This window comes from Pseudomonas sp. CCI1.1 (assembly GCF_034348165.1).
GTDB lineage: Bacteria > Pseudomonadota > Gammaproteobacteria > Pseudomonadales > Pseudomonadaceae > Aquipseudomonas > Aquipseudomonas paracarnis.
On the sequence record NZ_CP133780.1, the window covers coordinates 4866272 to 4881161 of the forward strand.

Sequence of the window (14890 nt, forward strand, 5' to 3'; positions counted from 1 at the left end):
CCCCGCTGCATGAGAGCCTGACAATGGATGTTCGCCAATTCGCCTTCCTGGCCCGCCAACCTTCTGCCGCCCTGAAGCGCCGGGACGCGTTCTTCGGCCTGCCCAAGCGCGGGCTGGCCTTGATCCTCGCCAACGCATTGTTCTGGCAGCCGCTGCTGGCCCAGGCTGAGGGCATCGTGGTCAGTGCGCCGGGCACCACCGTGGGCGCGGCGGGCAATGGCGTGCCGGTGGTCAACATCGCCACCCCCAATGGCGCGGGCCTGTCCCATAACCAGTTCAAGGACTACAACGTCGGCCCCAACGGCGTGATCCTCAACAACGGCAACAGCGCCATGGTCAACACCCAACTGGGCGGGATCATTGTCGGTAACCCCAATCTCAAGGGCGGCGCGGCGAACGTCATCCTCAACGAAGTCAACGGCGGCAGCCCCAGCCAGTTGCGCGGCTACACCGAAGTGGCGGGGCAGTCGGCCAAGGTCATTGTCGCCAACCCGTACGGCGTGACGTGCAGCGGTTGCGGCTTTATCAACACCCCCAACGTCACCCTCACCACCGGCAAACCGGTGCTCGACGCCAGCGGCCAATTGCAGCGCTATGAAGTGGATGGCGGCGCCGTGACCATCGACGGCGAAGGCTTGAACGCCAGCAACGTCGAACGTTTCGACATCATCACCCGCTCGGCCAAGATCAACGCACAAATCAACGCCCGCGAACTCAACGTGATCGCCGGGCGCAACGACGTCGATGCGCAAAGCCTGAAAACCACCGCCCGTGCCGATGACGGCAGCACCAAGCCCGAGTTGGCAATCGACTCCTCGGCCTTGGGCGGCATGTATGCCGGCGCAATCAAACTGGTGGGCACCGAAGCCGGCGTGGGCGTGAAGCTCGACGGCACCCTGGCCGCCAGTGGTGGCGATATTCAGCTCGACGCCAACGGGCGCCTGAGCATGGCGCAGGCGGCGGCCACCGGTAACGTCAAAGTCACCGCGCAAAACGTCGACCTCACCGACAAGGTCTACGCCAACGGCAACGTGCAGGTCACCAGCGCCCAGGCGCTGGTCAACCGCAAGAGCATCGCCGCCGGCCAGCGCATCGAGATCAACGCGGCCAGCGTGAACAACCCCGGCATCATCGAAGCCGGCGTCGCCGCTGATAACAGCCGCAACACCATCGGCGATCTGGTGGTGAACGCGCAAACCGTCACCACCAGCGGCAACCTGTTGGCCAGCCGCGCCCTGGCGATCACCGCCGCACAAGCGCTGACCAACCAGGGCGCGATCATCCAGGCCAAGAGCGTCGAGGTCAGCAGCGCCAAGCTCACCAACCAGGGCGCCACTGCGCGCCTGTTCGGTGAGCAGAGCCTGGCGATCAGCTCACCGGCCATCGTCAACCTTGGCGGCCTGATCCGCTTCGGCGAAGGCCAGGCCGCCACGCTCAACAGCGCGTCCCTGGACAACCGCCAGGGCCGTATCGAAATGGCCGGCGGCAGCCTGGTGCTCACCAGTGCCGACCTGAACAACAGCGGCGGGCAAGTCATCGCCAACGACCTGACCGTCAACGCCGGCAGCCTGAACAACCAGAACGGCGTACTGGTGGCCAGGACCGCGACCGTCACTGCCAGCAACCTCGACAACAGCCTCAAGGGCCTGATCCAGGCCGACGGCGGCGCGCTCAACCTCGCCGTTTCCAACACCTTCAACAACAATCAGGGTTTCGCCCAGGCCAGCACCGATCTGAACGTTACGGCCGGCACCCTCAGCAGCAACGCAGGCGGCGTACTGAGCGCCGACACCGGCAAGCTCACCCTCACCGCCGCACAACAGCTCAACAACGCCCAGGGCCGCTTGCAGGCCGGGCAGGGCGATATCGAACTGCACGCCGCCAACCTGGATAACCAGGGCGGCACGATCGTCGGCAAGCAACTGCTGCTCGACGTGGCCGGCGGCGACATCGACAACCGCGCCGGGCGCGTGTTGGGCGACCACCTCGACGTGCGTGCCTCGGGCCTCGACAACCGCAACGCCGGCCTGCTGGCCGGTGGCGCCCAGGGCGTAAGCCTGCTGCTCAAAGGCCCGGGCCAGTTGCTCAACGCCCAGGGCCGCATCCAGAGCGAGGGCCTGCTGCAACTGCAAGGCGAGCGCTTGGACAACAGCGCCGGCATCCTGCTGGGCCAGACCGTCGACGTCACCGCGCAGACCTTCACCAACAGCAAAAAAGGCGCGCTGATCAGCGATGGCGGCGACGTGGTGCTCAAGGTCAGCGACCTGCTCACCAACGTCGGCGGCCAGATCGACGCGGGCGAGCGCAGCGTGCTGGTCAAGCAACTCACCACCCTCAATAACGACGGCGGCACCCTGCGCGGCAAGCGCCTGGACATCGCCGCTCAGCACCTGAACAACGACAACGGCCAACTGTTGGCCGGCGCCGAAGGCCTGAGCTACAGCGGCCAGGATGTGAGCAACCGCAAGGGCCTGATCCTCAGCGGCGGCGCGCTCACCGAACTGAACACCACCCGCCTGGATAACCAGGGCGGTACCGTGCAGGGCGACAGCCTGACCGTCACCGCCAACAGCGTCGACAACGCCAGCGGCGGCCTGATGGCAAGCCTGGTCGGCAACCTGCAACTGACCGTAGAAGCCCTGGCCAACCGTGGCGGCAAACTGTTCGGCAAAGAACAAGTGACCGTCAGCGGCGCCACCCTCGACAACAGCGCGGGCGGCCAGGTCAGCGGCAATCAGATCAACCTGACCTCACGCGACACCCTCAGCAACCAGGGCGGCCTGATCGAAGCCAACCAGGGCCTGACCCTCACCGGCGGCAACCTGGACAACAGCGCCAGCGGGCAACTGCGGGCCCTGGGCGGCGCCAGCAGCAAACTCAACCTCAGCGGTGCGTTGAACAACCAGAACGGCACCCTCGAATTCGGCAGCCAGGCCTTCAGCCTTGACGCCGCCAGCCTCAACAACCAGAACGGCATGCTGCAACACGCCGGCACCGGCCTGTTCCACCTCAACACCGCCAGCCTCGCAGGCAGCCAAGGCAATATCCAGGGCATGGGCAGCGCCGACTGGGCATTCGGTAAAGTCGACGGCCTGGGCCGCGTGCAACTCAACGACGTGCTCACCTACAAGAGCGACCAAGGGCTGGCCCTCAAGGCCGGCGACCGCATGGCCAGCGCCAAGGGCTTGATCCTCAACGTGGCCAGCCTGGACAACGGCGGCGAACTGCTCAGCGACGGCGACATCAGCATCACCACCGGCGATATGAGCAATAGCGGCCGCGTCTCGGCCCTGCAAACACTCACCGTCGCCGCCAACAACCTCAGCCAGAACGGCGGCCGCCTGGCAGCCACCAATGCGCGCCTGACCCTGGGCGGCACCCTGGACAACCTCGGTTTCCTCACCGCCCGCCAGCAACTGGACATCGCCGCCGCGCAAATCAACAACCGTGGCACCCTCGGTGCCCAGGGTGCAGTGAACCTCACCGCAGTCAACAGCATCACCAATGCCGCCAACACGCTGCTGTTCAGCGGCGGCGACATGACCTTGCGCAGCAATGGCTTCAGCAACAGCTATGGCGATGTCTACAGCAAAGGCAACCTGAGCTTCGCCGCTCGCGATGGCGGGCGTGCCGTGCTGTTCAGCAACCGCTCCGGTACCGTTGAAAGCGAAGGCTCGATCGGCATCAATGCGGGCTTTATCGAAAACGCCAAAGATGAATTCGAACTCGGGCAAACGCTGACCACCGGCAGTTTGAGTTGGATCTGTGGCCAGCACTGCGGCGAGAGCGACAACTGGGAACGTGGCGAGATCACCATCTACGAGACGTACCTTGAGGCGGCGACCAAGGACTCGGTAGCGGCGCGCCTGGTGGCGGGCAAAAACATGCTGCTGCAAGGCGACACGGTGCAGAACCGCTACAGCCTGATGGCCGCCAATGGCGACCTGAGCATCACCGCCGGTGACCTGCTCAACCAGGGCGCCGCCACGCGCACGGGCCAGCGCAAGCTTGTCATCGGCACGCCAGGTCACGTCTCCGACGATTTGTTTGAACGCATGCAATACGTCGACGTGCCCGCGTTCAATGCGGCCACGGCGGCTGGGAATTTCGACAAGGCGCGCTTCGAAGAACTCAAAAGCCGCTCACCCAATAGCCTGCCGTTCGCCTACGCAAGTGACGTCACCACCTGGACCAACAACAGCGGCCCCGGCTACGACGCCACCCTGCAAGCGGGCGGCACGGTCAACCTCAACGTCGCCCGCACCCTGCAAAACGGTACGCTGCACAACAACACCCTGGCGCAGTTGACCGGCACCCTCGGCGACGACCAGACCGGCATCCCCGTCGGCGGCATCAATATCAACCTGAGCAAACACGTCAACGACCCGAGCGCCCAGGCGCCGGGCAGCGTATTGCCCGTCGTGGGCGTGGCCCCCGGTGGCGGCTTCGTACCGGTGGACTACACCGGCACCGCCTTCGCCCCGGTCGACCCCACCACCTCGCCCACCTTCCAACTGCCCAAGGGCGAGTACGGCCTGTTCGTCAAAAACGCCGACCCTACCAGCCACTACCTGATCGAGACCAACCCCGAGTTCACCTCGGTGTCGGGCTTCTTCAGCTCCGACTACATGCTCGGCAAACTCGGCTTCACCGCCGACAACGCCTGGCGCCGCCTCGGTGACGGCCAGTACGAAACCCGCCTGATCCGCGACGCCGTCCTCGCGCAAACCGGCCAACGCTTCCTCGCCGGCGGCCTGTACAGCGACGCCGACCAGTTCCGCTACCTGATGGACAACGGCCTCGCCAGCAAAGACGCCCTGCGCCTGAGCCTGGGCGTGGCCCTCACCGACCAGCAAGTCGGCGCACTGACCCACGACATCGTGTGGATGGAAAACCGCGTCATCGACGGCCAGACCGTCCTCGTACCGGTGCTGTACCTGGCCCAGGCCGACTCGCGCAACGTGCGCGGCAACAGCCTCATCCAGGGCCGCGACCTCAACCTGGTCACCGGCGGCGACCTGATCAACGTCGGCACCTTGCGCGCCAGCAACAACCTCTCCGCCATCAGCAGCGGCAGCATCTACACCGGCGGCCTGGTCGAAGCCGGCAACAACCTCAACCTGCTCGCCCAGGACAGCATCCGCAACGCCATGGCCGGCGAAATCCGCGGCAAACAAGTCAGCCTCACGGCCCTCAAAGGCGACATCACCAACGAAACCACCGCCATCCAGGTACGTGACGGCGCCGGCATGCGCACCCTCACCGACACCAGCGCCGGCACCATCGTCGCCCGCGAAAACCTCGCCATCGACGCCGGCCGCGACCTCACCAACCGAGGCGCACTGGTAGCGGGCAACGACGCTAACTTAACCGCCGGCCGCGACCTCAACCTCATCGCCGCCAGCGACACCAGCGTCAAACACGAGACCCGCAACGGCGGCGAGAAATCCAGCATCACCACCGACGTCAAAAACCTCGCCGCCAGCGTCACGGCGGGCGGCAACCTCAACATGCAGGCCGGGCAAGACGTCAACATCATTGGCAGCAATGCCACCGCCGGCAAAGACCTCACCATCGCTGCCGGCCGCGACCTCAACGTCGCCTCGGTCAGCGACATGCACAACGTTGAGGGCAAGGAAAAGGACGGCAAAAAACGCATCAAGACCTCGGACGACCAGACCACTCAAGTGGCGAGCGTGCTGACGGCGGGTGGGGATTTTGTCAGCCAGGCGGGGCGTGACACCACGATCGTGGCGAGCAGGATCAGTGCGGGGAATGAGGCTTATCTGTATAGCGGGGATAAGTTGAGTTTGTTGGCTGCGCAGAACAGCACCTACAGCCTTTACGACATGAAGGAGAAGGGGGGCTGGGGCGCGAAGAAGACCAAGCGTGATGAGGTGACCCACGTTACAAATGTGGGGACTGAGATCAAGACTGGTGGTGATCTGTCGCTGGTCAGTGGCGGTGATCAGCTGTATCAGCGGGCCAAGCTTGAGAGCGGTAAGGACCTGGCCATCACCAGTGGCGGCGCGGTGACCTTCGAGGCGGTCAAAGACCTGCACCAGGAGAGCCACGAGAAGAGCAAGAGTGACCTGGCGTGGACCAGCGCGAAGGGCAAGGGGAATACCGACGAGACGTTGCGCCAAAGTGAGTTGAAGGCACAGGGTGAGTTGGCGATCAAGGCGGTTAACGGGCTGAAGATCGACATTAAACAGATTGATCAGAACACGGTTAGCCAGACGATTGATGTGATGGTCAAAGCAGACCCACAGTTGGCTTGGTTGAAAGAAGCCGAGAAGCGTGGGGATGTGGATTGGCGGCATGTGAAGGAGTTGCACGACTCCTTTAAATACAGCCACTCCAGCCTCGGCCAAGGCGCAATGCTGGCAATTATCATCGTTGTCACCGTGTTGACGGCGGGAGCGGCCAGTGCGCTAGCTGCTTCGGCAGGTAGCGCTGTAGGGGCCGGCTCCACTATGGCTGCCGCGACAGCCGCTACCGCTGCGACGTCGACCACCGCAGCAGTCGCAGGAACTGCAGCAGGGTTGGGCAACGTCATCGCGACTGCCTCGTTGACCTCGCTTGCCAGTACCGGCGTCGTCAGCACCATAAACAATAAAGGCAACTTGGGGGCCGCATTCAAGGAAACCTTCAGCAGCGACAGCTTGAAGCAGTCACTGATCGCGGGCGCTTCTGCGGGCTTTGTGAATTACGCCAGTGGCAATTGGTTTGGCGCGCAGAGCGACCCTGTAACTAACAAGGTAAGTGGACCAAGCGTCGTACCCCATTGGAATGACCCCGCAGCGATTGGCCGTTTTGGAACGATCCAATTGGCTGGCGGTGCCGTGCGCGGAACGCTCTCTGAAGCTCTTGGACAAGGCAGCTTCAAGGATGCAATGAAGGGCAGCCTTTTCGATGTAATGCAGGCGACCGCGTTCACCGGCGTTGGTGATTTTGGTAATGCCTTCAAACTTCAAGACAGCGACCTGAGCAAAACTGCACTGCATGCTGTTGTAGGTGGTTTGCTTTCAGAAGCAATGGGCGGCGACTTTAAAACGGGAGCGATGGCTGCGGGTGCTAACGAAGCCCTTATTGTGGCGTTGGATAAGTCGCCTTTGCTCAGTGGCAATGATCCAGCGGAACACGATCGTCTGGTCAATGCGGCTTCGAAACTGGTGGGATTGCTCGCTGCCGCGAGTGTTGATGGCGATGTCGCCATGGGCTCGGAAATCGCTGGGAATGCACAGTCATACAACCGCAAGTTGCACGTTCAAGAAGAGAAACGACTGGCCCAAGAGGCCAAGAGTTTAGATGCCACCAAAGGTCAAAGCCGATCTGGTTTTGAGTGGGATGCGCTCCTAACGTTTGTTGCCGGAGGCGAGGTCGATCAGAAAACCAACAATGAGCTTCAAGGGATTCTGGCCGGTTACGGTCCTTCTAACCCTGAAGGGCAAGCATTAGGTGACGACCTGACTGTTGCGCGGGGAGTTATCACCAAGCTGCAAAACGAGAAAGTCCTGCTGACCTGGGGAGATGGCAGCCCCATTGTTGCCAACGGGGATCAGGTCGTTGCGTTCAAGTCCACAGAAAAGCAGTACAAGGATTCGCTGCTGTTCAATCCTTCAAGTAACACAACCTACAACAACGAACCTGGTGGCATGGGTGTTGTGCCTGATGCGTGGTCCGAGCAATACGGAGAGCGTACGGCTATCACGAAACTCCCTGAGATCGCCGCGCTCAGTTCTGACGCCGCCTCCCAAGCAGAGCAAATAGACCGGCTACGTGTTTTGGCAAGTGGTGGCATTAATTCAGATATTGATCTCAAGCTGCTTGCTGAGCTTATGCCCATAGGTGGAGTAGGCAAGGGAGCATTGTTAAGCGCAATCAAAGAGTTGGCCGCGCGCGACGCATTAGCGGTTAAAGGTACGGAGGCTATCGCTGGCAAGGCTGCAGAAACTGTTGCCGGAAAGGGCATTGAGTCAGCCGCTGGTAAAGGCTTGGATGCGGCGGCGGGTAAGGGGACTGAACAGTTTGCCAACCAAGCACAGGCCAAATTAGCAGGCTATAGCCCATGCTGTTTTGCAGCCGGGACTATGGTCGCCACCCCTGATGGTGAACGAGCCATTGACGCGCTCAGGGTGGGCGACGTCGTCTGGACTAAACCTGAAGAAGGCGGTGAGCCGTTCGCGTCGAAGGTCTCAGCAACCCACATTCGCACGGATCAACCGATCTATCAGCTGACGCTTGTGAAGAACGGCAGTGCCGGTCAAGGTATCACTGAGACTCTGCAAGTGACGCCGGGTCATCCGTTCTACGTGCCTAAGCGCAAAGGCTTTGTGCCACTTATAGAGCTCAAGCCGGGTGATCAACTGCAGTCGTTGGGGGATGGGGCGACTCAAGAGGCTTCGATCTCCGTTGTATCAATAAAGCTGCTGCAGTCGCAGGGTAAAACGTACAACCTGACGGTGGATATTGGACATACGTTCTATGTTGGCAAGCTAAGTACCTGGGTACATAACATTGGGCCTTGTTATACCTGTAATGCGGGAAGCTGTTCGATTCATGAGGTGCCTTCTGCCGGATCGCCTGTAAGCGAAAGCCACACTGACCGGACGTTTCAAGAGCTTGTGCCTGACGGCAAAGTGCCTAGCGTTCGTAACGGCGCTTTCACACGTTGGTTTGACGACCTGTCGCCAGCAGAGCTAGACGTGCTTTGGGAAAACAGGGCTACCCGAGAGGCAATTGAGGCGAGAATTCGTCAGCCAGGAGGTTTGCATGAGTGGTGTATGGTTTGTCGCGCTCCTGAATTCAAACAATGGGGGGTGCCGATGAGTGAAATTCAGCGTTTCAGAACAAAAACATCCGAATTGACATGGGTCAACCCTATTGATGGGGTACCAGGCGGTCACGGTGGGAATGCTTCAGGTGCTTTCCATAATGAGCTAAAAGCTGTTATTGATAACAGTAAGTCCCTAAACGAATTTAATAAGGGCGTAACGGCATTGCGCGATCGATGGAAAATCGATCCTTCTCTTTTGCCGGAGTTACCAAGAGGAAGAAATTAATGCCTACCCTTTTAAATGACTGGTGCGCTTTTTGTGAGGGAAGAACTTATTTTGATAAGTCGCATTTTTTAGCTCTGTTCAAAGTACATTCTTCTCTAACTGAAATTACTGAAGCGTTAAGCTATTTTCCTCAAGCTGACAGTTTGGTATCGCGCGTGAATGAGGTGATCCAAGCTGGTACGCTTGAAGATAAGTTATATCTATGCCCGACGATTGAATCTAGCGACTTTGAATTGATGCAAAAGGCAAAACTCTGGTTGCAAGCTCAGGCAAGTTTCTGTAAGTCTCTTGGAGACGACGAGTTATACGGGATATGCCAACGTGCAAAACTGTTGTATGGAAGTAAAGATCAATTTAACGATTATGATAAATTAGACGTTCCCAGCAACTGGATACTTGAACTGGTGGGGGATCAGGTCAGGGATTGCAGGTTGCTAAAAACAGAGCAAGAGTACGCACTGTTTGAGGCCCTTTACGGAGTTGCCGCTGATTATTATTTGGCTTGGTATATGGGGCAGCCTTTAATAAATCTGGATTTTGACTTTCGTTCATATTTCGAATTTTGGCGCTTAGGCGGTATTGGGTATCTCAGTGAAGATAAGTTCTTTGTTTGTCGAAAATAAAAGAGTGGGGGAAATGTATTTAGATCTGTTATGGCAGTACAAGACCTATTAGATAATATCTATCCCCCCTAAAAAAGGGGAGATTCGAGGGCGGAAAGTGATTACAGAAAGAACTGATCGTTACAGTGATGAACTTTTAGGGTTTGTAATCACCTGTCTGTTCTGCGAGGCTATTGATAGATTGGAGTTACAATCGTGGTGCGCAGGATTTTTAGGGGAGGAGGGAGCTCCAGATTTTTTATATGATTTGATTGAATTTGATGAGCCTATTTTCAAGATCTACAAAGTAATTGGCTATGTTCCAAATTGGAGTCGCTCTAAAAACGAGGAATATGCTTTATATGGAATAGCACTGCTCCGTGGCACGGTACCCTACGATATGCCGCTTTCGGCTACCGAAATGTTGGACGAGCTAGCCCGGTTGCCAGCGATACAGCATATGTTTCGTAAAGTATTTCCAAGTGTTGTATTTTAAAAGGTAGGATAGATTTTTTTGGGGTAGAGATGAGGGTGTGTTAGCAATAATGTGGAAATGAAAAAAGGGGACTAAAAAATGGGACAAATTTATTTAAATTAAAGTTGAAAAGCCTATTAAATAAATCTGTCCCCATTTTGTTGGAACATTACCGCCGAATAAAGCTGGCTTAACTAAGCCAATGTCTGAGGTGAAGGTGGATCCGGTGGATTGGGGGGATAAATGATTAATATTAATTTTGAGACGGGCGAGATATTAACTCTACCTTTAAATGGTTTTGTTGGTGCAAGTTTGAAAGGGTTGCAGTTGCATCGCGCTATATTTGATGAGCTTAATATTGGAAGTGCCGACTTTTCTGGTTCGAATCTGAGAAGTGCCTCATTTGTTAACGCGTTTATAGATCGAGCTATATTTGATCGAGCAGCTCTGATGAATTCAAATTTTATGAATTCAGTTATGAGTAATACTTCTTTCGCAGGCGCAATGGCAGCATTTGCTGATTTTGCCGGTGCAAATCTTTCATGTGCAAGTTTTGATGGTGCTGATATTGGTGGTGCTAGCTTTATTAGATCAAATTTATGTGGCGCTGATCTTTGTGCAAATAGAATCGAAGAGGCGTTTTTTTTGGGCGCTACGTATAATGACGCTACTGTCTGGCCAAGTGGGTTTCGACCAGAAAGTTATGGTGCGATTAAAGTGCTTAAACGAGAGTAGAAAAGGGGGGCGTTATTTATGTTAGAGTTGAAAAGCATATTAAATAAATCTGTCCCCTTTTTCTATCGTGGTTGTATTTGATGTCGATGCTAAACTCCATAGTGAAATTATGGCTAACGCAGTTCCTCAACGTCCGATTCCAGGAGTCAACCGAGACCCGTCAGCGCCTAAAATTGTAGATCCGACCAAGCCTGGGACAGCCCTGGAACTTCCTAAGGTGTGGGAATCGTTGCTTGAAAAGCACTCAAGCAACGCCCGCATTTACGCTCATGAAGAATTTTTAAAGGAGTTCGGGAATTGAATTTAAATAAAGAAGTGCTTGATGGTTTATGGTCTGGTGAGAAAAGTATCTGTTTTTTTGTAAGTGGTGCTAAGTGTTATTGGGTTTTGGATTATAAGTATAACTTTTCATTGGATGCGGAAAAAGACTATCGCGCATATTTGGATAAAGGGCATATAACCCAGGCGCAGTATGAAGAAGCGTGTAGGGTGTTCCGTGGTGGAATTTTAAAGCTAACAGCCGATAATTTTTCGCAGTATCTAAATAGTGTTAGTGAAGGTGTGTTGACGGGTGAAGACCTTTCAAAAATTTTTGAGCTGGATGACGACTGTAGTTTACCCCGGTTGTTGAAAGAGGTTGAGGGCTACTTTTTGTCAGGCGCGAGTTTGAGTGCGGATATATTCGGTCTTGTTGGCCGTGTAGCGTCTAGGTTGCCCGTATTCTATATTAATTTTGATAGAAGAATATATATGCATATGGATCAAGACCGATTCCACGAGGAACTCTCATATTCTGATTGGACATCCAAGTGTTCAGATTTTAGTTTTTTAATACCAGATGCTGAGAGATATTGGATGAAGAGCGGTGATCTCTGGAAGTTTCGCTATGTTTAGTCGTGGTGTTGAGGCGATTTATTCGTGAATCTGACACAAAAATGGCCTTTCGTCGTGCTATAACTAAGGTGGGCGTCAAGATTTGATGGGCGAAGTTGCGTTTATTTAGGGGGGTAAGCCTTTTGGGTTTAGTTTTCAAGTTCGCCTAACTTTCAAGAGTGTTATGTATGAAAAAAATTTTCGTAGTTTTTTGCACTTTATTTCTGCTGGTTGGCTGCGTAACACAAGACCTGAGCATTGAAAACCGCCATAAAATCACGACTGTCACTATTTTGCCTGCCTCGTTTTCGGAGCAGCAGTTCAAGTACACCAGCATGGATCAAGCCTGGGGGGCCGGCTTAGGTGCCGGTGCCGGGGTGGCTGTGGGAATGGCATCGGATTCGTCCAAAGTCGCTACCAGTGCTATGGCTGGCGTGGGTGTGGCAGCGGGCGCGAAAGTGGCTGATGGTGGAGCTTCAAGTCCACGGCAGGCAATTTTGTTGAACTTGCAGCGTAACGAAATAGATCCAAGGCAGTTGTTCAAACAACTGTTGGAGGCACGGATCAGTGCTGAGCATTTATTCAAAGTTGAACCGGAGGGCGGCCGGGCCGATGCGCATATAGAATTTGTCGTGTCCGAATGGGGCTTTGCCTTGAAAAACTACAGTGCAGAGCTTTATCCCACAGTGGGCATTGTAGCGACCATGAAGCTCGGCGACGCAGTAGTTTGGAGGAATTTCGAAACTGTAACAGCGTTCAGTGAGGGAAATGTCCAGGCGTATACACCTCAGGAGTACGCAACAAACCCTGAAGCTCTCCGTAGCGCTTTGCAGAATGCTTTCGAGTTAGTGATAGCTAAACTAATGGCTGACTTAAACCAATAGGCGCTATAAGGGATAGAGAGAAAATGGCACAGATTTATTTAAATTTTAGCTGGGAAAGTGTATCAGATAAACCTGTCCTATTTTGTTGTGCTTAATTGCATAGGGCGCGGCGAGTTATGACGGATAAACAAGTATGTGAGCTGACGATTGATGATCTTGGTAGTTATAGCGTTTGGTTCTTTCCGATGGACGACACCGTGGAGGACGAATTAACTATACGCCCCCTCGCCGAACAGGAAACGTGCTCAGACTTTCAGATTATCGTTCGAGCTGATTTTTTTGGTGAAAATGGCTCTGTGTATTGCGGTTATTTGTATTGGGACTCCAATCTTGCAGTTGAATACTTGAGGCCTGTTGTATTGTCTGGAACGGGAGAGGCCGTAAGTTTTTGGAACGGTATAGTAACTCCCGCGTGGGAAAGTTCGGAGTTCGCCGATTTGATTAGATCCGAGTTGCCTATTTCTTATACCTCAGAACCGATTTTTGGTCTTCCTTCCATTTGCGGAAAACTGGAGGGACTTTATTATCTTTCTGATGATCAAGTTTGCTGCGTGAAATGACGAAAAAAGTGGACCGGTTTTTTGGTTGGATTGCTCACGCACAAAGCGGGCGACACAAAGGCCGCCCGATTTTCACTCAAGGAAAAGGGGACAGATTTATTTAAGTTAGAGTTGAAAGGTATATTAAATAAATCTGTCCCCTTTCGTTCAGTCCCCTTTTGTTCACAGCAAAATTGGACACATAGGTGGTGAAGCTATGGGGGGCGGAAAGTGATTATAGAAAAAACTGAGCGTTACAGTGATGAGCTTTTAGGGTTTGTAATTACCTGTCTGTTCTGCGAGGCTATTGATAGATCAGAGTTACAATCGTGGTGCGCAGGATTTTTAGGGGCGGAGGGAGCTCCAGATTTTTTATATGATTTGATTGAGTTTGATGAGCCTATTTTCAAGATCTACAAAGTAATTGGCTATGTTCCAAATTGGAGTCACTCTAAAAACGAGGAATATGCCTTATATGGAATAGCACTGCTCCGTGGCACGGTACCCTACGATATGCCGCTTTCGGCTGCCGAAATGTTGGACGAACTAGCCCGGTTGCCAGCGATACAGCATATGTTTCGTAAAGTATTTCCAAGTGTTGTATTTTAAAAGGTAGGATAGATTTTTTTGGGTTAGAGATGAGGGTGTGTTAGCAATAATGTGGAAATGAAAAAAGGAGACTGAAAAAAAGGGGAAGAATTTATTTAAGTTAGAGTTGAAAAATACCTATTAAATAAATCTGTCCCCTTTTGTTCGTGCCGCCTGCTCTGCTTGTAAATTATGGAGCACTGTACGATAAGTAGCGCCCAGCAATTGAGTCGGAGAAAAAGCGTGAAAATTAATAAATGGCTTTTAGTAGTATTATTGTCGGCCTTGGCTGGCTGCGCACCTTCCCATTCCAATTGGGAAAATGGAATGAATCTATGGGTAGGTACTCATTTCGATTCCCACCTTTACAAAGACTGCACTCGAGGATGTGGCGACTCATATTGGTCGCCTGTAAATAAAAATAAGACCTTTGATAAGGTTGTTGATGAAAACGGAGGCAGGCGGTATTACATAACTTGGATTAGAGATTGCCGATATTCGGTTTTTGTCGCTGCGGATCGGCTAATAAAGTCATGGAGATACGAAACTTCTAACGTAAAAGGATGTTATGTCTTTTAACTGCTGTTTTAAGGGTAAAGAAAAGAGAGAAAAGGGGGCGGATTTATTTAAATTAGAGTTTAAAGGTGCATTAAATAAATCAGTCCCCTTTTGTTGAGACGAACGAATTAGTATGGTTTCCAATTTCGGTGAGCTGCAGAAAACCGTGAGTTTGATAGGCGCTAAGTTGGGAGCGCCTAAGTCTATGCTGTTGGTTAGAGAGAGCTCCCCCGAAGATGGTACTCCTCACGTGGAGTTTAAAAGTGAGGGTTTTGAATATGTCTCCTCAGAAAGAGGTTATGAGATTTTCAGAAAGCACACGCATTCGCTGGATGAACTTCTCTTTTGGATAATCAGTCGTGTAGCTTTCAATATGGCGGTAGATTACGAGCTCTCCCATCGTGCTGCCGGAAAAGACTCCAGAATAATGATTTTTGAAAAGTACCTCTCGGAACTTAGTAGGATTAATAAGGAATGGGGAAAAAAAGCGTCTGATGAAATCGAGGCGGTACTGCTCGCCGCTCCATTTTCAGATAGTTGAAGTCGATGGGAATGATCAGGAAAGGTTAAG

The 14890-nt window shown here is 54.0% G+C and carries 9 protein-coding genes; all 9 read left to right on the top strand.

What is annotated here, in order from left to right:
• Window positions 1–23: 23 nt before the first annotated feature.
• Complete coding sequence (locus RHM69_RS22030; RefSeq protein ID WP_200601139.1) at window positions 24–9065, top strand: filamentous hemagglutinin N-terminal domain-containing protein; 9042 nt, start codon at window positions 24–26, stop codon at window positions 9063–9065.
• Window positions 9065–9688, top strand: a complete 624-nt coding sequence (locus RHM69_RS22035; RefSeq protein WP_014716394.1) for a hypothetical protein — start codon at window positions 9065–9067, stop codon at window positions 9686–9688. Before RHM69_RS22030 ends, RHM69_RS22035 begins: the two co-directional genes overlap by 1 nt.
• Before the next feature lie 97 nt (window positions 9689–9785).
• A complete protein-coding gene (locus RHM69_RS22040; protein ID WP_014716395.1) occupies window positions 9786–10163 on the top strand; it encodes a hypothetical protein in 378 nt (125 codons plus the stop codon).
• 222 nt (window positions 10164–10385) lie between these two features.
• Window positions 10386–10877, top strand: a complete 492-nt coding sequence (locus RHM69_RS22045; RefSeq protein WP_019819564.1) for a pentapeptide repeat-containing protein — start codon at window positions 10386–10388, stop codon at window positions 10875–10877.
• A gap of 297 nt (window positions 10878–11174) precedes the next feature.
• Window positions 11175–11771 (top strand): hypothetical protein, encoded by a 597-nt coding sequence (locus RHM69_RS22050; protein ID WP_019819566.1) that lies wholly within the window; start codon window positions 11175–11177, stop codon window positions 11769–11771.
• A 167-nt stretch (window positions 11772–11938) separates the two neighbouring features.
• A complete protein-coding gene (locus RHM69_RS22055; RefSeq protein WP_019819568.1) occupies window positions 11939–12634 on the top strand; it encodes a hypothetical protein in 696 nt (231 codons plus the stop codon).
• A gap of 116 nt (window positions 12635–12750) precedes the next feature.
• Complete coding sequence (locus RHM69_RS22060) at window positions 12751–13194, top strand: hypothetical protein (RefSeq protein ID WP_072435749.1); 444 nt, start codon at window positions 12751–12753, stop codon at window positions 13192–13194.
• 210 nt (window positions 13195–13404) lie between these two features.
• Window positions 13405–13782, top strand: a complete 378-nt coding sequence (locus RHM69_RS22065) for a hypothetical protein (protein WP_081088332.1) — start codon at window positions 13405–13407, stop codon at window positions 13780–13782.
• A 670-nt stretch (window positions 13783–14452) separates the two neighbouring features.
• Window positions 14453–14860 (top strand): Imm63 family immunity protein, encoded by a 408-nt coding sequence (locus tag RHM69_RS22070; RefSeq protein WP_020302870.1) that lies wholly within the window; start codon window positions 14453–14455, stop codon window positions 14858–14860.
• Window positions 14861–14890 lie beyond the last annotated feature (30 nt).